Annotated in this window: 26 protein-coding genes; 3 read left to right on the plus strand and 23 right to left on the minus strand. The window is 32.0% G+C overall.

Annotated features, from left to right (window positions below; genetic code table 11):
• Positions 1-136 precede the first annotated feature (136 nt).
• From CXF54_RS15900 to CXF54_RS09210, 11 genes are all read right to left on the minus strand, one after another.
• The gene (locus CXF54_RS15900; protein ID WP_101203316.1) at positions 137-709 is read right to left on the minus strand and encodes a pentapeptide repeat-containing protein; all 573 of its coding nucleotides are present in this window, start codon (positions 707-709) and stop codon (positions 137-139) included.
• A 5-nt stretch (positions 710-714) separates the two neighbouring features.
• On the minus strand, positions 715-1,158 hold the full coding sequence (locus CXF54_RS09165; protein WP_101203317.1) for a MarR family winged helix-turn-helix transcriptional regulator: 444 nt from the start codon (positions 1,156-1,158) through the stop codon (positions 715-717).
• Complete coding sequence (locus CXF54_RS09170) at positions 1,142-1,582, minus strand: EVE domain-containing protein (protein WP_101203318.1); 441 nt, start codon at positions 1,580-1,582, stop codon at positions 1,142-1,144. Before CXF54_RS09170 ends, CXF54_RS09165 begins: the two co-directional genes overlap by 17 nt.
• A 71-nt stretch (positions 1,583-1,653) precedes the next feature.
• Complete coding sequence (locus tag CXF54_RS09175; RefSeq protein WP_101203319.1) at positions 1,654-2,028, minus strand: DoxX family membrane protein; 375 nt, start codon at positions 2,026-2,028, stop codon at positions 1,654-1,656.
• A 281-nt stretch (positions 2,029-2,309) separates the two neighbouring features.
• Positions 2,310-2,864: a hypothetical protein gene (locus CXF54_RS09180; protein ID WP_157823423.1), complete on the minus strand. Its 555-nt coding sequence runs from the start codon at positions 2,862-2,864 to the stop codon at positions 2,310-2,312.
• A gap of 137 nt (positions 2,865-3,001) precedes the next feature.
• Positions 3,002-3,349 carry a hypothetical protein gene (locus tag CXF54_RS09185; RefSeq protein ID WP_101203321.1) on the minus strand — a complete coding sequence of 116 codons (348 nt, stop codon included), beginning with the start codon at positions 3,347-3,349 and terminating at the stop codon, positions 3,002-3,004.
• A 21-nt stretch (positions 3,350-3,370) separates the two neighbouring features.
• Positions 3,371-3,721, minus strand: coding sequence for a hypothetical protein (locus CXF54_RS09190; protein WP_157823424.1), 351 nt, complete (start codon positions 3,719-3,721; stop codon positions 3,371-3,373).
• A gap of 335 nt (positions 3,722-4,056) precedes the next feature.
• Positions 4,057-4,554 (minus strand): hypothetical protein, encoded by a 498-nt coding sequence (locus CXF54_RS09195; protein WP_101203323.1) that lies wholly within the window; start codon positions 4,552-4,554, stop codon positions 4,057-4,059.
• Positions 4,555-4,855: 301 nt separating this feature from the next.
• Entirely contained in the window at positions 4,856-5,392 is a 537-nt protein-coding gene (locus CXF54_RS09200) for a DUF6933 domain-containing protein (RefSeq protein WP_101203324.1), read from the minus strand.
• Positions 5,393-5,798: 406 nt separating this feature from the next.
• On the minus strand, positions 5,799-6,176 hold the full coding sequence (locus CXF54_RS09205) for a hypothetical protein (RefSeq protein WP_101203325.1): 378 nt from the start codon (positions 6,174-6,176) through the stop codon (positions 5,799-5,801).
• Positions 6,177-6,353: 177 nt separating this feature from the next.
• Positions 6,354-6,938 (minus strand): hypothetical protein, encoded by a 585-nt coding sequence (locus CXF54_RS09210; protein WP_101203326.1) that lies wholly within the window; start codon positions 6,936-6,938, stop codon positions 6,354-6,356.
• Positions 6,939-7,815: 877 nt separating this feature from the next.
• On the opposite strand from CXF54_RS09210, the gene CXF54_RS09215 reads away from it, so the two are divergent.
• From CXF54_RS09215 to CXF54_RS09225, 3 genes are read left to right on the plus strand one after another with little or no spacing between them, the layout of a single operon-like run.
• Entirely contained in the window at positions 7,816-9,111 is a 1,296-nt protein-coding gene (locus CXF54_RS09215; protein ID WP_101203327.1) for a DEAD/DEAH box helicase, read from the plus strand.
• A gap of 7 nt (positions 9,112-9,118) precedes the next feature.
• Positions 9,119-9,334: a DUF6500 family protein gene (locus CXF54_RS09220; RefSeq protein WP_090841461.1), complete on the plus strand. Its 216-nt coding sequence runs from the start codon at positions 9,119-9,121 to the stop codon at positions 9,332-9,334.
• Entirely contained in the window at positions 9,334-9,558 is a 225-nt protein-coding gene (locus tag CXF54_RS09225; protein ID WP_090841458.1) for a VF530 family DNA-binding protein, read from the plus strand. The genes CXF54_RS09220 and CXF54_RS09225 overlap by 1 nt, the downstream gene beginning before the upstream one ends.
• 2 nt (positions 9,559-9,560) lie before the next feature.
• On the opposite strand, the gene CXF54_RS09230 is transcribed toward CXF54_RS09225, so the two are convergent.
• From CXF54_RS09230 to CXF54_RS09280, 12 genes are all read right to left on the minus strand, one after another.
• Positions 9,561-10,478 carry a YitT family protein gene (locus CXF54_RS09230; protein WP_090841456.1) on the minus strand — a complete coding sequence of 306 codons (918 nt, stop codon included), beginning with the start codon at positions 10,476-10,478 and terminating at the stop codon, positions 9,561-9,563.
• A gap of 3 nt (positions 10,479-10,481) precedes the next feature.
• Positions 10,482-10,934, minus strand: coding sequence for a tRNA (cytidine(34)-2'-O)-methyltransferase (locus tag CXF54_RS09235; protein WP_101203328.1), 453 nt, complete (start codon positions 10,932-10,934; stop codon positions 10,482-10,484).
• Positions 10,927-11,151, minus strand: a complete 225-nt coding sequence (locus CXF54_RS09240) for a hypothetical protein (RefSeq protein WP_101203329.1) — start codon at positions 11,149-11,151, stop codon at positions 10,927-10,929. The genes CXF54_RS09235 and CXF54_RS09240 overlap by 8 nt, the downstream gene beginning before the upstream one ends.
• 59 nt (positions 11,152-11,210) lie before the next feature.
• Positions 11,211-11,360 carry a hypothetical protein gene (locus CXF54_RS15800; protein ID WP_177183540.1) on the minus strand — a complete coding sequence of 50 codons (150 nt, stop codon included), beginning with the start codon at positions 11,358-11,360 and terminating at the stop codon, positions 11,211-11,213.
• A gap of 105 nt (positions 11,361-11,465) precedes the next feature.
• Positions 11,466-11,927, minus strand: a complete 462-nt coding sequence (locus tag CXF54_RS09245) for a GNAT family N-acetyltransferase (RefSeq protein ID WP_101203330.1) — start codon at positions 11,925-11,927, stop codon at positions 11,466-11,468.
• Between the two features lie 12 nt (positions 11,928-11,939).
• The gene (trpA, locus tag CXF54_RS09250; RefSeq protein WP_090841447.1) at positions 11,940-12,704 is read right to left on the minus strand and encodes a tryptophan synthase subunit alpha; all 765 of its coding nucleotides are present in this window, start codon (positions 12,702-12,704) and stop codon (positions 11,940-11,942) included.
• 355 nt (positions 12,705-13,059) lie between these two features.
• Positions 13,060-13,341 carry a GIY-YIG nuclease family protein gene (locus CXF54_RS09255; RefSeq protein WP_101203331.1) on the minus strand — a complete coding sequence of 94 codons (282 nt, stop codon included), beginning with the start codon at positions 13,339-13,341 and terminating at the stop codon, positions 13,060-13,062.
• 581 nt (positions 13,342-13,922) lie between these two features.
• A complete protein-coding gene (gene trpB / locus CXF54_RS09260; protein ID WP_101203332.1) occupies positions 13,923-15,104 on the minus strand; it encodes a tryptophan synthase subunit beta in 1,182 nt (393 codons plus the stop codon).
• The gene (locus CXF54_RS09265) at positions 15,094-15,729 is read right to left on the minus strand and encodes a phosphoribosylanthranilate isomerase (RefSeq protein WP_090841443.1); all 636 of its coding nucleotides are present in this window, start codon (positions 15,727-15,729) and stop codon (positions 15,094-15,096) included. Before CXF54_RS09265 ends, trpB begins: the two co-directional genes overlap by 11 nt.
• Positions 15,730-15,733: 4 nt before the next feature.
• Positions 15,734-16,519 (minus strand): indole-3-glycerol phosphate synthase TrpC, encoded by a 786-nt coding sequence (trpC, locus tag CXF54_RS09270; protein WP_101203333.1) that lies wholly within the window; start codon positions 16,517-16,519, stop codon positions 15,734-15,736.
• A 3-nt stretch (positions 16,520-16,522) separates the two neighbouring features.
• Entirely contained in the window at positions 16,523-17,515 is a 993-nt protein-coding gene (gene trpD, locus CXF54_RS09275; RefSeq protein ID WP_101203334.1) for an anthranilate phosphoribosyltransferase, read from the minus strand.
• Positions 17,516-17,595: 80 nt separating this feature from the next.
• On the minus strand, positions 17,596-18,159 hold the full coding sequence (locus tag CXF54_RS09280; protein ID WP_101203335.1) for an anthranilate synthase component II: 564 nt from the start codon (positions 18,157-18,159) through the stop codon (positions 17,596-17,598).
• Between the last annotated feature and the right edge of the window lie 82 nt (positions 18,160-18,241).

The raw sequence follows: 18,241 nt of genomic DNA on the forward strand, positions 1-18,241 counted from the left end.
AACGTTGTTGTATATGGTTTGTTGCGTGTTTCAAGCAACTAATTTAGTAAATAATTACCGACCAAGAAAGTCCGCTAGGACTTTCGTAAGTAGGCAAGAACTAGCAATAAATTATATACGGTGTTGGCAACTGACTTTATTTAATTAATATATCATATTTACTTAATAATCCAGCAATATCTTGAGAAGAAAATTTTGCTTTTTTAATATTATTTTTTTCAGGGTCAATACTATAATTTTTGGCGGTTAGAAAATTAACGCTTTTAAGATTAGTGTTATTAAAAATTGAATTGGTTAAATCTACATTTTTAAATAACGAATTAGTTAAATCACATTCTGAAAAATCGGCATCTTTAATAGACGAATTTATAAAAGGTGTCTTCTGCATTTTTTTTCTTGTAAAAGAACTACAATCTAAAATGCAGCTATCAAATTTTAATGAAAAGAGAAAGTCATTGCAACTACTAAAGTTAACACCTAATAATTTACAATCTTTAAATGTTATGTTATCTAGTTGACAATGATTGAATTTTGACATTGTAAGATTACAACCTGTAAATACACAATTTGTAAACAAACTGGACAGAAATACTCCATTAGAAAAATCGCAGTTTATAAAATTACAAGTATCAAATTCTCTATTTTTTGTTTCTTTCTCTGCATAAATAATTTTCTTAAATGATTTATTATAATGTGTTAGAACCTCCATTTTAATTATTCAATGATTTGTTGTAGTTCTTTTGAAAATTGTTGTTTATCTGTTACATTTTCAAAGAAAAGTTCATTCGATTTATTTTTAATTTCCAAAGCCTTTTGCAAGATTTCAACGCCTTTATCAGTTAAAAAAACACATTTAGCTCTCGTATCAGTTTCGTGCTCCTTTCGTTCAACCAAACCATTTTTTTGTAAGGTGCGTAAAATTTTTGAAACCATCATTCGGTCAGTTTTGCTACCATCTGCAATTTGCTTTTGCGTTACATTTTTTGCAGAACGTAACAACCAAGCTAAAGCTGATAAAATTGCAAATTGCGTATGTGTTAAGCCAACCTCACTTAAAGCCTTATTAGCTTCTCTTTGCCAACGCATAGTAGCTTGCCAGAGTAGATAGCCAAGGCTTTCGTTGGGCGTTTCAAAAGGAAAATCAATTTTCTTGTCCATAAAGCATAAGGTTTGATATTAACTTAAAGTCAGATTCATTTATTTGTAATGTTCCCCAACGAAATGGATAGCCCCATTTTTGCTTGTTGGGAATAAATTCGAGTTCATTAATCAGAGGAAGAATTGAAATGTCGTTTGATTGCAAAAAGTCAATATCAATTCGGAAAGGGCAAAATTCAGGTGTCATTTCAAATTGGTAAATGTCATCAGACTTTACTTTACCAATAGCAGTAAATTCTTGGCACTTATCTTTTTTGTCGAAATATTCCTTGCTTGAATAGAAGATAACATAATCTCCTTTTTTCATTTTTTTTAATGGCGAAGATTTTCCGTGACAAGCTTGAGCAAAACCTCCGAGAGTTCCATTTTTAACGTGCTCTTTTGAGGCTGTGATTATCCAATATTTTGAATTAGTATTTTCCATTTTTTTAATTGTTGTTAGAAATTTTAGAAAAATTGTTAAAGTACTTAATAAGTCAATACCAAAATTTTCATCTAAATTTGAAATAAGTTTGCATAACTAGCACTATATGAAATCATAAGAAAGATATTCATTGCGAAAATTATTAGACCTGGACCAACTACTGGAGGAGCTAAATAAATATGAAATAATAAAATATTAATTGATATTGGAAGTAATATAATTAATGATAGCGGTACAAAAAAACCTGTTAATAAAGATATTCCAATTACTAATTCAGTCCATTGTATAAGATAAAGAAGATAACCTGTATCTCTAAAAGTATCCATTACCAGTTGTGCTTTAACGGGCATTTTGGGACTGAATTTTTTTAAGAATAACGCGTTTATGGGGAATATAACTAGGATTAATCCCAAAAGAATACGAATAATTAAAGTTGTTGTTTCCATAATTTATTTAATATATTGATTATTGTTGTAGCAAATATAGTATATACGACAACAATAATCAAATAATTTAAAAATTATATTCTAAAAAATGGATTTCGTAGCTTTATGATATTAATTTTCGGGTGTTTTTTTAGCTTGTTGCCAACGGTCTTGTGTATGGTTAGTTGCGTGGTTAAGCAACTAATTTAACAAAAATGGAACGAACCAGAGGAAATTCCGCAGGAATTTCCACGTAGGATTGAAACAAGCAATTAATTATACACGTTGTTGGCAACTGGCTTTTATTCAATTATTCTGTCGTTTTTAAATCTATAAAAGAAATCAGTTGTATCTTTTTTTAGTAATTCGGTAATTTTCGAATTCTCATATTTATAAAATTTTTGCAAATTCCAAGCGTCTGAACTAAAAGCTATAATTCTGTCTTCCATCAAAAAAAAGTTTCCTTCTTCATCTGCCTGATTTTCGATGTCGTAATAATATTTCTTGACAGTCAACCTTTTGTTTTTGTCAGAATAATGTTTTTCGGAAACCAGTTTTACAGGAATTTTGTCAATCAGAATTTGGGAACTATCGTTCAGATTGAATTCGAATGGTAAGTCCATAATTATTTCATATTCTCCATCACTTTCAAGTCCAAATAAGTGAAAGTTTATATTGTCATTTTTTCGGATAGTTAAAGTTGTTGTGTCAGAATGATGAAATTTGCTTTTTGAATATTCCTCAATTACTACTGGAAATGTTTTTTCGGTCAACTCATTTTTCATTTCGGGCTTACAAGAGGTCAGAATTGAGATTAAGAATAATATTCCAATTATATGTTTGTTATTGAGTTTCATTTTCAGCTTGTTGCCAACGTGTTTGTATATGGTTTGTTGCGTGGTTTAAGCACTAAATTTAGCAAATAAAAACCGAATAGAAAATCCGCGAGGATTTTCGTAAGTAGGCTAGAACTAGCAATAAATTATATACGGTGTTACCCAACGTTTTTTATTCCGATTTTGCTTTCAATCCAATCGTGAAAGTAAATTACTATTCCAATTATTAAATGAAAACCAATTAATATTTGTCCTAATAATTCTGCCGAACCTTTTGAATACATTCCAAAAAGTCCAGATATTATGTGATAACTAGCTAGTAAAAACAATCCGATGTTAGATTTACTGCTTAAAATCCAAAAGATTAAAATAAGTTGAAAAATCAATCGTCCAATTTGAGATGGAAGTCTTTCGGCTCCAACTTTATTATAAACCAAAATAATTAAAATCACTTCTACAGCTAAAGTCAGAGCTATTCCTAAAATCAAAATTGGTCTTTCTTTCATTCAGTTAGTTTATTCAACATTTTAATGCCAATCGTAGGAACAAAATCGACATTGTCTTGCTTTTGGTGTACGAGCTATTTTTCCACATTTTGGACAGAGATTTAAATCCAATTCAGCTTTATGGTCTCTATAAATCCGAGTCGCAGTATTCTCAATAAATTCCCTGTATCCATTTTTTAATAAATCCAATGCATTTTTATCAGTCGTAATATGTCTATCTCTAACCTCAATTAATTTTGGATGTAAATTTTTTCGATTTCCAAATTTAATGGTTCCAATATGATGATTAATAGCCTTTTTCTCTAATGCAGAACGGAACTGCCAACAATAGTCAAATATATAGTCTATTAATTCTGGATAAAGTTCTTTCACGATTTTTGTCAAATGTTGGGTAACTAGTATTATGCTGACTAAAGTTCCTAATATCCCGAAAATATGGCGGGATATCATGAAGTTTAATCCAAAGTTTAGGATTACTAAACTAAAGTATATAAGTGCTATTTACAATACGTATAACTACGTATTTTTTTATAGCAATTGCTTCTCAAATGTAAAATAAATGTTTTTAGTAATATTACGGTTTTCCTCAATTTGGTAAAATAGTTTCAATAAAAACAAATAGTTGTATTAAATACAGATAGATTGTTATTAAAACAAGGTTGTAAGTAGTCTTAAAACAGTAATTAAATTTAATGGTGTTGTGTTTTTTATGTATTCGGCTTATAATTCTGGCCAGTTTTAAACCCGCAGAAGGCGAGGAACATCAGTAAGACTATTTGGGTATAGAAAAGAGCACTTGATAATATGCCTAAATTATTTTCTTTTGGTTTAATTTCTTGTTCAACTTCTCCAGCACTTAAAGGCGGATAAATGCTCCAACTTGCGGTTTGTGTGATAAAAGCATCTAAAATTGAATCAAGTCCGATTAGTACTAAAATTAGAAGTAGTGTTGCAAGCATTACAATTAGATTTGCAGTCAGATTTTTAAAATTGCTGCGTAATGTTCTAACCAAATAAACACCAAAAAACACTAAAACTGCTAGTAAAAGAATGAAATGATAATTCGGAATTATAAAATAAGTATCATGAATATTTATATCAAGTGTGGTGTCAGCGTTTAATCCGTTAATTCCAAAAATTAGCGTGTTTAATATTAGTACGAGAATTGTCGTTCCAATAAACCAAAAGAGCTCTTTCTTTTTCAATTTTTAATTTCGGTGTAAATACATAAAACGTAATGGTTTTGTGTATGGTTAGTAGCGTTTTTGTGTGCGAGGATTTTCGGTAGGAAAATCAGACGTAATAAACTAGTAACTACCTTTGGTTAAGCCCAAAATCGAGTAGTTGTTTTATACATTGTTAGCAAATGTTTTATTTTTTAATTAAATGTGTTGTCTATATATTATTACCCGCTTTACAGCAACACACAACCAAGCAGGGTCAAAATTATAGCATTGAGCGCTATTACTTTTTTATAAACGAGATTTAAAACGCAATACCAATCTACTACTTACAAAACTTATTCAATAATTCCTGCATTGCATCATTAGGATACCCATAGCCACGTTTCTTTTTACCAAGAACGCTTAAAATCTTTTCATTAATATTGGAATTCAATTCGTCAACGTCTATATTCTCAATATTGTCACTATAGTCTTCTGTAATATAAAGTTTCATATCAAGGGTGGCATCTTGTATAGCACCCAATACCTTTCTGTTATTATTTGTAGTTAAAAAAACAGGTTGTAACTCTTTCGTGATTTTGTCTGTAAATTCAGATGGAACCATTATCTCATCATTTTCCAATTGCTTAAGAAAGCGCTTAGCAAATACTTCATGGAAATTCATTAAATCAATTTTTTTAAAATCAATTAAAATCACAGAATAATAAGAAACATCATTCATTAGTATTACACAATTTTTCTTGTTAACCATAAACACATTAGCGTTCCAGTTACCAAGAGGAGAAGATTTATCCGATTTAACTATACGTGATTTACCAACTACAGTTTCAAATTTTTGGGTACAGTATATTATTGCCATTATTTAAATTTCAAATTATCATTTATCTCAAACTTGTACTGCACCGCTTAAAAGTAATCGATTGCTTTTCAATGCGTTTGGGTAAGCGAAGTTACAAATAATATACCTTGGGTTACTAATCAAAGCACTACATGGTCTGATAAAGGTATACTAGGGGATGCTAGAAAAGCACAAGTAGCTTTATGGTTAAAGTTTTAAATAAAATATTTTTAGTACTTAATGTATGATAAGGGGTATCCTTTACACTAAGCCTAATTTATATTTGCTAATGTTTATGTTTAAGAATAGTAGCGTGTTTGCGTGTTAGGATTTTCCGCAGGAAAATCAAACGTAGTAAACTTGCAACGACCTTTGGTTAAGCTTAAAATTGATCGATTATTTTTATACATTGTTGTGTGTAGTTTTTTTAATTCAATCTTTTATATTCAATTCGCGCTTCATTAATTGTTCTGTCAATAAAGTCTTCGCCATATTCTTTTTTAACTTCATCGTTCATTGATTCCGCATAACATTCTTCTATGAGTGAAGGTTGGTCACTTGCTTTAATTATAATCTTATATTTTTCTTCCATATATTTCCAGTAAAATTGCTCAAAATCAGTCACTTCAACAGTTCCGAGTATATCATATTCTCGAATTCCATTTTTAAAGTCGGTTATAGCTTTTTTACTTACTGAATCACATGCAGTAAAGATTGGTTCATTCAGCTCTAAAGTCGGTGATTTTTCTCGATTATTTTTACATCCGAAAAGGATAAAAGTAAGCATCAAAATCCGATAATTCATTCGTTAGTTTTTCGGTTAAATTGGGTTTCTCAAATTACACACAACGGTTACGTATTAGGAATAGTGCGATTTTGTGTGCTAGGATTTTCTGAAGGAAAATCAGAAGTAACAAAAATACACGAACTCTTAATTAAGCACTAAACTACCCATTATTTATACGATGTATTAGTGTCTCTTTTATTTTTTCAGTTCGTTAGTTAATTCGATTATTCCTTTTCTTGTTAGTTTTCCACTTTTATAAATTATTTCTTTTTTTTCAGTTCCTGCTATTTCTTCATAATTTTCATCACAATCGGAATACTTTAAATTATTTGCAGTATAAATATTAAACTCTTGATCAATTTCCATAAGTTCTTCGCATTCAGAACAAGGTCCTTGTCCGCAACCACCAATTGCAATAGTTTTTGAGTCAATTCTTTCTCCGTTTAATTTATAGGTTGTCAATATTGGTAAAAAACAATCTGCTGCTCCAAGAGTAATTGTCGCAACATAATTTCCATTTGTAGGAATCTTTCCAAAAACATAATATGGTTCCTTTTCAAAAGGTGAGCTTATTTCCTTGTTCAGTTCCGTTAATGGTTGAAAATCGTCTTCGCAACCTTTAATTTTTATTGGTAATTTAATTTCAGGAAATTGGTCAATAAAATTCTGAAATTGATTATTCACTTGAGGTATTTCAGAAGTGAGTATTTCAGGTTTATTATTTTCAGTTTTACAACTTATAAATAAAATTATTCCAATTAATATAATCGTTTTTCTCATAGTTTCTCAAATGCACCACAACGGTTTTGTATAAAAATAGTTGCGTTTTTGCGTGCGAGGATTTTCCGAAGGAAAATCAGATGTAGTAAAATAGCAACGACTTTTAAAATTAGTTCTAAATATAGCAATTTTTTTTATGCGTTGTTAGCTACTTTTACAAGACATTCGAGTAAGTACGCTTTTTTTATTCCGCTAAATTGCTCAATTCTGAGTGAAGTCCGAAAAGTGATCTTCTTTTTTTAATTCCGTTAGAGTGGCTATTCCGCAACTTGCTAAATTCCGCAAGAGTAAATTCAGGAGATGAGTAAATTATTCCGCAATATTTGATTCCGATTTTGAGTGGTTCTTTCAGCGTAAAGTTTGGCAGATTTCTGGTTGGTAATTTTTCCGAGTAATTGTAGCTAACTAGTATTATGCCGACTAAAGTTCGTGATATCCCGAAAACATGGCGTGATATAGGTCGGTTTAGCCTGAAGTTTAGTATTGCTAAACTATAGTATATAGGTCCTATTTACAATAAGTATAACCACGTATTTTTTATAGCAACCGCTTTTTAAATATAAATTAATTGATAGTAAAAATATTAAGTCAAACCTCATTATGGTAAAATAGTGTCATAAAAGACAACAGTATGGATTACTTTATTATTGATTAGTGTTGTTATAAATGTTTAATATATTGGATTACGAATATGATGTTGGTTTATAGAATCTAATTCAAGCTCACACGAATTTAGCGTATTTTTCTGACAATTTGAAATAGCTAAAACCTAAACAAAACCCAATTAAAATATTAAAACCATAATTTAACAGTACCTTTGCATCAAATTAAAAGAGATAACCTAACTAAATAGTGATTATCTCGATAAACAGTATTTATGTCATTTCAATCTTTAGGCCTATCTGAAGCCTTACTAAAAGCAATTAGTAAAAAAGGATACACAACACCAAGTCCAATTCAACAAAAAGCCATTCCGCCAGTATTAGCGGGACACGATGTGTTGGCTTCGGCGCAAACAGGAACAGGTAAAACAGCAGGTTTTACATTACCATTATTACATATTTTATCGGAAAACCCTAAAGAAAAGTACAGACCTATACGTGCGCTAATATTAACTCCAACACGTGAGTTAGCAGCACAGGTATATGCCAATGTAAAAGAGTATAGTGAGTTTTTAAACTTACGTAGTGCTGTGATTTTTGGAGGTGTTAATCAAAAACCTCAAGCAGCAACAATCCGTCAAGGTATTGATGTGTTGGTAGCAACTCCAGGACGTTTAATAGATTTAGAAAGCCAAGGCTTATTATCTTTAAAACGTGTTGAGATTTTTGTTTTAGATGAAGCTGACCGTATGTTAGATATGGGGTTTTTACGCGATATAGAACGTGTAATGAAGTTAATGCCAGACAAACGTCAAAACTTAATGTTCTCTGCAACTTTTTCTAAAGACATTAGAAAATTAGCTAACGGAATTTTAAATCGTCCGGTACAAGTAGAAGCTACTCCAGAAAATACAACTGTTGATGCTATTACACAAAAAGTGTATCGTGTTGCTAAAGCTAAAAAAACAGATCTAATTATCAAGTTAATTACTGATGGTAATTGGAAACAAGTGTTAGTTTTTAACAGAACTAAGCATGGTGCAAATAAGTTAGTAGAAAAAATGATTAAAGCAGGTATTAAGGCTGCTGCAATCCATGGTAATAAAAGTCAAGGGGCACGTACTAAAGCCTTAGCGGGTTTTAAAAGTGGAAGTATTAGTGTGTTAGTAGCTACTGATATTGCTGCACGTGGTTTAGACATACCTTTATTACCACACGTTATTAACTTTGAAATTCCTAATATTTCTGAAGATTATGTACACCGTATCGGTCGTACTGGTCGTGCAGGAGCTAATGGGGAAGCGATAAGTTTAGTAAGTGCTGACGAAACGACTTTTTTAAGAGATATTCAAAAGTTAATTGGTATGAAATTACCAGTAGAGATTATGGAAGGGTTTGAACCTGATCCAAATGCATCTACTGCGCCAATTAAACCTGGTCAAAATAGACAGCCTAGAAATAATAAGCCTAAAGGCGATAAGAGTAAGTCAAGAGGTGGTAACGCGTCTTCAAACTCTGGAGGTCGTAATAGAACTAAATCTAAAAGTAGAAATAGCGATAGTAGACGCTAATTTGTTTATGACACTTGCTTTAAAAGATAAAATAATAGAAGTTTGCAATAAGAAAATTGCGCAAAAAGGAGACTCCGTTGGAGTCTCTTTTTATGCTTTTTTTAAAAATAAAAATGATGATCCCGAGTTGTTAATGGAAGCTGCCACGTGGTGGATACAAACTAATAAATTGGATCATTTTGAGAAAGCAGTAAAAATTAAAAGCTTAATAGAAAATATCTAGTGGAAACACAAAAAAACAACCCTTTACACGGTATAAAACTAGAACAGATCATAACGGATTTAGAATCGCATTATGGTTGGGAATACATGGGTCATGTTATAAAAATTAAATGTTTTACAGATAACCCTTCAATTAAATCTAGTTTAAAATTTTTACGTCGTACACCTTGGGCTAGAACTAAGGTAGAAAACATGTATTTAAAGTATTTAAAGAATAATAAGTAAGCTTATTGCATTGGTGTTTCTGATAAGAATTTAGCTGAGTTTACGCCTTTTTTTCTGTCTAAATATCGTCTTAATACACCTCCTTTGACATTGTTTACGTCAAACTCGACTATAAAAGCGTCTTCGTCTATATTGGATATAATACGATACATTTTTTTTATATCAATACGGTTTATAATAGTGTGTATGATATCTATATCTTCCGTTTCACCTTGGTTAATAAAGCCTCTTTTTCCTTTGTAAATGGTCATTCCTGTACCAAGTTCTTTAATAATTTCGACTTTTATTTTGTCAAAATCTTTAGACACAATGGACACCCCTATAAAATCTTCAAACCCTTCAATAACCATATCTGTGACTTTAGCAGTTACAATATAAGTTAGTATAGAGTACATGGCTATTTCTTTTGAAATTACAAAAGCGGTAATAGTAAATAAGATCACATTAAATAGTAAAATTACTTTACCAATACTTATTCCAAAACGGTCATTTATAAAGACACCCAAAATTTCTGATCCATCTAAAACACACCCATTTCTAATGGCAATTCCAATACCAGATCCTAAGAATAATCCACCAAATATGGAGATTAGAAACTTGTCTTCTGTTATGATTTCAAAATTTTCAAAGTGAATAAATAGTGCAAGTCCTAAAATGCTAATGACTGACTTTAGAATAATCCTTTTAGAGACCGTAAAATAACCAATAATTAAAAACGGAATACTAAACAGTACTAGTAATAAGGAAATATTGATATGTACTAATCTGTTTATTAATAATGCAATTCCGGTAACACCTCCATCTAAGAATCCATTAGGAAGTAAAAAGGCTTTTAATCCAATACTTGCTAATACAATTCCGAGTGCAATTTGTGCGTATTCTGAAAGTGATTTTGTTATTTTTCGTTTTCTTGAATCCATAGCTTATAGCTGTAGTTTTCTTAAGCCTTCATAAACAATAATCCCAACAGCGTTTGCCAGGTTTAAACTTCTTATATGCTCACTATACAAAGGGATTTTATAAAGTGAATCTTTATGCTTTTCTATTATAGCGCTTCCAAGTCCAGCGGATTCTTTACCGAAAACTAAAAACTGGTTGTCTTTAAACGGGATGTCCCAATGGGATTTAGTTCCGTGACTAGAAAAGAACGCAAAATCAGCGTCTTTGTTTATTCTAAAAAAGTCATCTACTGAGTCGTACATAACAACATTTAAATGTTTCCAATAGTCTAATCCCGCACGTTTTAAACGTTTGTCACTTAGTTCAAATCCAAAGGGTTTAACCAAGTGTAACGTACTGCCAGAAGCTAGTGCTAGTCTACCAATGTTTCCAGTGTTGTTAGGGATTTCTGGTTCTATTAAAACGATATTAAGCATTGTTTTTTGATGTTAATTTTACAATTATTATTCTAATTAAAAGCACCCAAGGAAACCCATGCAGTAACACATCAAACCAATCTTTAGGTTGCATACCTGTTGCGCCTCCTGCAATCCATTTTAATTTACCCCAAAGATGAGGTTCTGGAAAAAAAGGAGCTAAGCCTAAGGTTAAACATAGTAATGCAATTAGTCGGAAGTCGTTAAGTAGTTTCATAAAAAAAAATGCCTATTCAAATATACTGAATAGGCATTTAATAACTAAACTAAATCGGTTTAGCTATTGGTTTTATTTTGCTGTTTTTTAATGGTCGCACTATCAATATCAAAATCGTTAGTCTCCCTTTTTGTGTTTCCTGTAGGGTTAGTTGGATTGGTTTGTCTAACCGTTGTTTTAAATTTCTTTCTATCTTTTATCATTCCCATAATTTATAATTTTTTGGTTCTTAATAAAGATAGTATTTACATATGCTACTGTGTCACAAGGGATAGTTAAACTAATGTCACTAACTGTTAAACTCTCTTAAAGGATTATTTAAGATCCATTTTCATTTCGATCATCCTATTTTTAAACCCTTTTTTTTCATAGGCTTTAATCGCTGAGGTATTATCGCTGTATACTTCTAATCTAGTTTCAAAAATACCAATACTAATAGACCATTGTTTTAAGTGTTCAATTATATTTTGAATTACACCTTGACCTCTAAAGTTTGGATCGACATACATAAAACCCATATAGGTGTATTCTGTAATTTTGTGATAGGGCTTTGCTTTTATAATTTTGGCATAGCCTGAAGCGATAGGTGTACTGTCAACTGTAGCAACGATTAATTTAACGTCTTTTGATTGTATTAAAACGTCAAGGTCATAATACGTACAATCGGCTTTTAAAATGCTGTCAAAAGGACGCTCGTAGGCAATAAGTTGTTGTTCAAATTGTAATAACACTGGTTTGTCCTCCAATGTTGCTTCTCTAAACGTAATCGTTGCCATAGGTGTTACTTTTTAATTTAATATAGTATCCGTAAATTCTTTTATTTTGGCGTTACCGTTAGTGGTTAAGTGTTTTATAAATGCACTTCCAATAATGGCTCCTTTTGCATATTGTGTTGCTTGAGTAAACGTTTTGTTATCAGAAATACCGAAACCTACAATTTGAGGGTTGTTTAACTTCATATCTGCAATACGCTTAAAGTAATCTGTTTGTGTTGTTCCAAAACCAGAATTACCACCTGTTACGCTAGCGCTACTTACCATGTAAATAAATCCGTTTGAAATAGAGTCTATAAAGTTGATGCGCTCCACACTAGTCTGTGGTGTAATTAAAAATACATTTATTAAACCGTACTTTTCAAATGTTGCTTTGTATTGGTCATTGTAAACATCTACTGGTAAATCAGGAATTATTAATCCGTCAATACCGGTCTCTTGGCATTTTTTGCAAAATGCTTCAACCCCATATTGTAGCATTGGGTTAAAATAACCCATGATTATTAATGGTATTGATACTGTTTTTCTAATGTCTTTTAGTTGGGTGAATAACGTGTCTGTTGTCATTCCGTTTTTTAAAGCTTGCGTAGAACTAGCTTGTATGGTTGGCCCATCTGCTAAAGGGTCACTAAATGGAAGCCCAATTTCAATCATATCAACTCCGTTTTGTTCAAGGTTTTGAATTATTGAAACGGTATCGTTTAGTGTTGGGTAACCTGCAGAGAAGTATATGCTTAACAGCTTTTTATCTTCTTTTAGTTTTTGATTTATTCTGTTCATTTTTAAATGAATTTATTTTTTTGTTTAGGGATACTGAAGTTAGTTCAGTATGACCTTTTGGTTGTGTTTTATTCTCTTGTGTGATACTGAAACGAGTTCAGCATGACGTTGTGGTTATTATTAAATTTGTTATAACGGTGCGTCAATCTGAACTTGTTTCAGATTCTCATTATTCTATTGTTTCAACTATTTTGTTTATTTAGACGTTATGGTTGATGTTTCTTTTTTTGTGTGATACTGAAACGAGTTCAGTATGACGTTGTGGTTGTGATTTACGGCGGTACGTTGATATATGTTTACTTCGTTATGTAGGTACATCGTTATGTCGTTACGTCAATCTGAACTTGTTTCAGATTCACATTATTTGTAATGTCTTGAGAACCGGGTTTTTTTCTTTAATTAAATTTAGTTTCCATTCCTTTTTCCAGTTTTTAATTTGTTTTTCTCTTGCTATAGCTTGATTAATATCAGTAAATTCTTCGTAGTATACTAAATCTTTTAAGTCATATTTTTTAGTAAACTCAGAGCCAATTCCGTTTTGATGTTCAGTGATTCTTTTGCTTAAGTTTGACGTTACACCAATATAAAATGTTGTTCTGTACTTATTTGTTATTATGTAAGTATAGCTTGTTTTCATTTTTATGTAATACTGAAACTAGTTTGCTATGGCGTTATTGTTGTTTTTTTTACTTGTGTGATACTGAAACAAGTTCAGCATGACGTTGTGGTTGTGACTTACGTCGGTACGTTAATATGTGATTACGTCTTTACTTCGTTATGTTGTTATGTCGGTACATCAATATATCGTTACGTCAATCTGAACTTGTTTCAGATTCTCATTATTTTGATGTTTTGAGTACTTCGTACATTATTGCGTTATTGTTTTTATTTTTCTTGTGTGATACTGAAACAAGTTCAGTATGACGTTGTGGTTGTGATTTATGTCGGTACGTTAATATGTAATTACGTCGTTACTTCTTTATGTTGTTATGTCGGCACATCGTTATGTCGGTACATCAATATATCGTTACGTCAATCTGAACTTGTCTTAGATTCTCATTATTTTGCTAACTATATAGCTATCCCGCGTTAAGGATTACTCACAGATTAATATTTTAAAATATTGATTTCGTGAACCTAAAGGTTTGAAAAGGTTTGTTTGAGCGCCTCACAGAGCGCGAGCCTTGAAAGCCTGACCCTTGTGGTAACGCCCAAATATTACAGTTTAAAATAGTCGATATAATTTTGTAAATCTTTATCACCACGTCCTGATAAATTAATTACGACGATGTCTTCTGGATTAAATTTTTTGTCTTCGAAAATGGCAAATGCATGCGAACTTTCGATTGCTGGAATAATCCCTTCTAACTGACTTAATTCTAATCCAGCTTTCATGGCTTGATCATCGGTAATTGAGATAAACTCGGCACGACCAGTGGTATACAAGTTAGCGTGCATTGGCCCAACACCTGGATAATCTAATCCTGCTGAAATCGAATAAGGCTCTGTAATCTGTCCATCTTGCGTTTGCATTAATAGGGTTTTACTTCCGTGAATAATGCCTTCTTTTCCTAATACAGACGTTGCTGCACTCTCTCCAGAATAAATCCCTTTTCCGGCAGCTTCTACTGCTACTAATTTAACGTCTGTGTCATCTAAATAATGGTAAAAAGCGCCTGCTGCATTACTACCACCACCTACACAAGCAATGACATAGTCTGGTTTTTCGCGACCTTCTTTGTCTTTTAATTGCCATTTAATTTCTTCAGAGACTACAGATTGAAAACGTGCTACCATATCTGGATAAGGATGTGGACCAACAACACTACCAATAATGTAATGTGTGTCTACTGGGTTATTAATCCAATCTCTAATGGCCTCGTTAGTGGCATCTTTTAAGGTGCGACTTCCTGATAATGCTGGTCGTACTTCTGCGCCTAACATTTTCATTCTAGCCACGTTTGGTGCTTGGCGTGCAATATCAATTTCGCCCATGTAAACAATACATTCCATGCCCATTAAAGCACAAACAGTTGCTGTAGCAACACCATGTTGTCCAGCGCCAGTTTCTGCTATAATACGTGTTTTACCTAAACGCTGTGCCATTAAAATCTGACCGATGGTATTGTTTACTTTGTGTGCTCCTGTATGGTTTAAATCTTCGCGTTTAAGGTAGATTTTAGTATTATATTTTTCGCTTAAGCGTTTTGCAAAATAGAGTGGAGAAGGGCGTCCAACATAATCTTTTAATAAGTAGTCAAATTCCGCTTTAAAAGACGGCTCTGCCATTATTTTTAGATAGTTTTGACGTAATTCTTCTACGTTTGGATATAGCATTTCTGGGATGTATGCACCTCCAAAATCTCCGTAATATCCTTTGTCGTTAATATTAAAACTCATAATTGTGTGCTATCAATTTTTGTTTAAAATCGTTAAGTTTTGTTGTGTCTTTTAATCCTGCTGCAGTTTCGAATTTGCTATTTAAATCAAATCCAAAGCATAGGTAAGATTCCGGCCTCTTTAAAAATAGAAGAATGGCATCTACTTCGTTTAATCCAATACCGCCACTTAAAAAGTAAGGTTTTGAAGAGGGGTAGCTTTTTAAAACATTCCAATTAAAGGTGTAACCATTACCTCCGGGTTCTTTTCCTTTTGTGTCAAATAAATAATTGTCACAAACATCCTCATAAGGTTCTAAAACAGAGAAGTCAAATTGGTTTTTTATAGAAAACACTTTGATTACAGCAATGTCTAAATCTTTTAAACGTTGACACAATTCAGGTGTTTCTTGACCGTGTAATTGCACACCTTGTAAGTCATGCTTATCTACTTTTCCTTTTATATACTCGAACGTTGCATTTACAAAAACACCAATTTTTTTGATGCTTTCTGGTAATTCTGGAATGACTCCGTTAAAATAACGCGATGATTTTTCGTAAAAAATGAAACCCATATAATTTGGATTAAGATCAGCAACATCTAGGATGTTGTTTTCATTTTTCATTCCGCATACTTTTAGTTTCATAGTCTTAGTTGTTTAATGTTTTGATAAATTGTTTGGCACTTAAGCCAGCATTGTCAGTTTTCATAAAATTTTCGCCAATTAAAAACCCTTTATAACCAAACGGTTGTAGTGTTTTTATGGCTTCGATATTGCTTATTCCGCTTTCCGATACTTTTACAAAATCGTCAGGGATTAAATCACTTAATTGTTTGCTTGTATCTAAACTAACCTCAAAGGTTTTTAAATTGCGATTGTTAACACCCAGCATATCTAAGCTTGGCATAATAGATTTATGTAATTCGTCTTGGTTATGCACTTCTAAAAGCACATCAAGATTTAAACTTTTAGCTAATTCTGAATAGGTTTTAATTTCTTCTCTGGTTAAGATTGCTGCAATTAATAAAATAACATCTGCACCATAAGCTTTAGCTTCAATAATTTGGTACGGATCTATTATAAATTCTTTTCTTAATAAAGGTAAATTGCAACTTGCTCTTGCAGTTAGTAAATCGTCTAAACTTCCTCCAAAATATTTCCCATCGGTTAAAACAGACATTCCGCAAACACCAGCATCTTCATAACCTTTAGCAACATCAAAGACATTTAAATCGTGATTGATGACTTGCTTTGAAGGCGAACGTCTTTTATGCTCTGCAATGATACCTGTGTTGCTTTCTTTTAATTTTTTTGCAAGTGAAACAGTCTCGCGTTCAAACAAAATAGAGTGTTCTAATTGTTTGATTGGTATTAGCTGCTTGCGTATGTTAACTTCAATACGTTTGTCGTTAACTATTTTAGTTAGAATATCCATTAGTTACTTACTTAATTCTATTAATTTTTCTAAACTTATTTTTGCACGTCCACTTTCTAAACTTTCTTTAGCAAGTTGAAAACCTTCTAAATGTGATATTTGTTTGGCTGTTGCAATTGCTAAACCTGCATTAGCACAAACCACATTGTTTTGTGCGTCTGTACCTTTTCCATTTATAATATTTTTGAAAATTTTAGCAGCTTCTTTAACAGTGTCTCCTCCAAATAAGTCTGATTGTTCTAGTTGTTCTAATCCTAAATCTGATGGACTTAACATAGTCTCCGAAGCGTTAGAAATAATTTTTGTATTTCCTGTTAAAGATATTTCGTCATAACCATCTAGAGCGTGTACGATACTATAGTTTTTATCGGTATTTTGATATAAGTAACCATAGATACGTTGCAACTCTAAATTAAAAACACCAACCATTTGATTTTTTGGAAATGCAGGATTTACCATTGGCCCAAGCATATTAAAAAAGGTTTTAACACCTAATGCTTTGCGTATTGGTGCCACGTTTTTCATGGCTGGGTGAAACAAAGGTGCGTGTAACACACAGATGCCGGCTTTTTCAATAGAGTATTTTAAGAAATCAGATTTATCAGAAAAATGAATGCCTAAAGCTTCCATTACATTTGAAGATCCTGAAGCTGATGATACTCCGTAATTACCATGTTTAGCAACATTTACTCCGGCTCCTGCAGTAATAAAAGAGGCTAGGGTAGAGATGTTAAATGTGTCTTTTCCGTCTCCTCCAGTTCCGCATAAATCGATAGGATCAAAATCCGAAAGGTTTACCGGGATACATAACTCTAACAGCGCATCACGAAAGCCTTGAAGCTCTTCCAGTGTTATACTGCGCATCATGTAAACGGTTAGGAAAGAAGCAATTTGACTTTGATTATATTGACCTAATGATATATTAACCAATACACGTTTTGCCTCTTCTGTAGAGATGCTTTCTTGATTTATTAGTCTATTTAGTATTTGTTTCATTTCTATGATTTACTCTTCGTTTTTAAAGAGATCTTTTTTAATGTTTTAATAGCTATTTGACGTATTGTGTCCGATTATAATTAGCTATTGATCCAATTTTCTAAAATTTGTTTTCCATTTGGTGTTAATACACTTTCTGGGTGGTATTGTACGCCTCTAACATCATAAACACGATGTCTTAACGACATAACTTGTCCGTTTTTATCAAAAGACGTCGCTTCTAAAACTTCTGGTAAGTCAGGGTTAACAACCCATGAATGGTAACGTCCTACCTCGATAGTTTTATCCATACCTTTAAATAAGACTTCATCATCCACAACAATCTCTACATTTGTAGCAACTCCGTGATATACCTCTTCTAAATTAATTAAAGATCCTCCAAACACTTCTCCAATAGCTTGTTGCCCTAAACAAACGCCTAAAATACTTTTTGTAGGTGCGTAAGTTTTTATTATTGCTTTTAAAAGACCTGCCTCATCCGGTATTCCTGGACCTGGAGATAGCACTATTTTATCAAAAGCATCAACTTCTTCCAAAGTTAATTTATCGTTTCTTTTTACTGTTACTTCGCAATTTAAGTCCTCAAGATAGTGAACTAAATTGTAGGTAAAACTATCGTAGTTATCTATTACTAGTACTTTCATTTTTATACTTTTTTAATTTCCGCTTAAAGCGAAAACTATTTATTTGCAATTCCTTTTTTATGATTCAATGTGCTAGTTTAGA

The sequence above is a fragment of the Olleya sp. 1-3 genome, assembly GCF_002836085.1.
In the GTDB taxonomy this organism is placed as follows: domain Bacteria; phylum Bacteroidota; class Bacteroidia; order Flavobacteriales; family Flavobacteriaceae; genus Olleya; species Olleya namhaensis.

Excerpts from the sequence above, each read along its gene's own strand:
- CXF54_RS09255 (WP_101203331.1), bottom strand. The coding sequence starts at position 13,341 with ATGAAAACAAGCTATACTTACATAATAACAAATAAGTACAGAACAACA.
- CXF54_RS09280 (WP_101203335.1), bottom strand. The coding sequence starts at position 18,159 with ATGAAAGTACTAGTAATAGATAACTACGATAGTTTTACCTACAATTTA.
- CXF54_RS09265 (WP_090841443.1), bottom strand. The coding sequence starts at position 15,729 with ATGAAACTAAAAGTATGCGGAATGAAAAATGAAAACAACATCCTAGAT.
- CXF54_RS09230 (WP_090841456.1), bottom strand. The coding sequence starts at position 10,478 with ATGGATTCAAGAAAACGAAAAATAACAAAATCACTTTCAGAATACGCA.
- CXF54_RS09240 (WP_101203329.1), bottom strand. The coding sequence starts at position 11,151 with ATGAAACTACTTAACGACTTCCGACTAATTGCATTACTATGTTTAACC.
- CXF54_RS15800 (WP_177183540.1), bottom strand. The coding sequence starts at position 11,360 with ATGGGAATGATAAAAGATAGAAAGAAATTTAAAACAACGGTTAGACAA.
- trpC (WP_101203333.1), bottom strand. The coding sequence starts at position 16,519 with ATGGATATTCTAACTAAAATAGTTAACGACAAACGTATTGAAGTTAAC.
- CXF54_RS09205 (WP_101203325.1), bottom strand. The coding sequence starts at position 6,176 with ATGAATTATCGGATTTTGATGCTTACTTTTATCCTTTTCGGATGTAAA.
- CXF54_RS09235 (WP_101203328.1), bottom strand. The coding sequence starts at position 10,934 with ATGCTTAATATCGTTTTAATAGAACCAGAAATCCCTAACAACACTGGA.
- CXF54_RS09200 (WP_101203324.1), bottom strand. The coding sequence starts at position 5,392 with ATGGCAATAATATACTGTACCCAAAAATTTGAAACTGTAGTTGGTAAA.
- CXF54_RS15900 (WP_101203316.1), bottom strand. The coding sequence starts at position 709 with ATGGAGGTTCTAACACATTATAATAAATCATTTAAGAAAATTATTTAT.
- CXF54_RS09210 (WP_101203326.1), bottom strand. The coding sequence starts at position 6,938 with ATGAGAAAAACGATTATATTAATTGGAATAATTTTATTTATAAGTTGT.
- CXF54_RS09170 (WP_101203318.1), bottom strand. The coding sequence starts at position 1,582 with ATGGAAAATACTAATTCAAAATATTGGATAATCACAGCCTCAAAAGAG.
- CXF54_RS09245 (WP_101203330.1), bottom strand. The coding sequence starts at position 11,927 with ATGGCAACGATTACGTTTAGAGAAGCAACATTGGAGGACAAACCAGTG.
- trpA (WP_090841447.1), bottom strand. The coding sequence starts at position 12,704 with ATGAACAGAATAAATCAAAAACTAAAAGAAGATAAAAAGCTGTTAAGC.
- CXF54_RS09175 (WP_101203319.1), bottom strand. The coding sequence starts at position 2,028 with ATGGAAACAACAACTTTAATTATTCGTATTCTTTTGGGATTAATCCTA.
- CXF54_RS09220 (WP_090841461.1), top strand. The coding sequence starts at position 9,119 with ATGACACTTGCTTTAAAAGATAAAATAATAGAAGTTTGCAATAAGAAA.
- CXF54_RS09215 (WP_101203327.1), top strand. The coding sequence starts at position 7,816 with ATGTCATTTCAATCTTTAGGCCTATCTGAAGCCTTACTAAAAGCAATT.
- trpB (WP_101203332.1), bottom strand. The coding sequence starts at position 15,104 with ATGAGTTTTAATATTAACGACAAAGGATATTACGGAGATTTTGGAGGT.
- CXF54_RS09185 (WP_101203321.1), bottom strand. The coding sequence starts at position 3,349 with ATGAAAGAAAGACCAATTTTGATTTTAGGAATAGCTCTGACTTTAGCT.
- trpD (WP_101203334.1), bottom strand. The coding sequence starts at position 17,515 with ATGAAACAAATACTAAATAGACTAATAAATCAAGAAAGCATCTCTACA.
- CXF54_RS09180 (WP_157823423.1), bottom strand. The coding sequence starts at position 2,864 with ATGAAACTCAATAACAAACATATAATTGGAATATTATTCTTAATCTCA.
- CXF54_RS09165 (WP_101203317.1), bottom strand. The coding sequence starts at position 1,158 with ATGGACAAGAAAATTGATTTTCCTTTTGAAACGCCCAACGAAAGCCTT.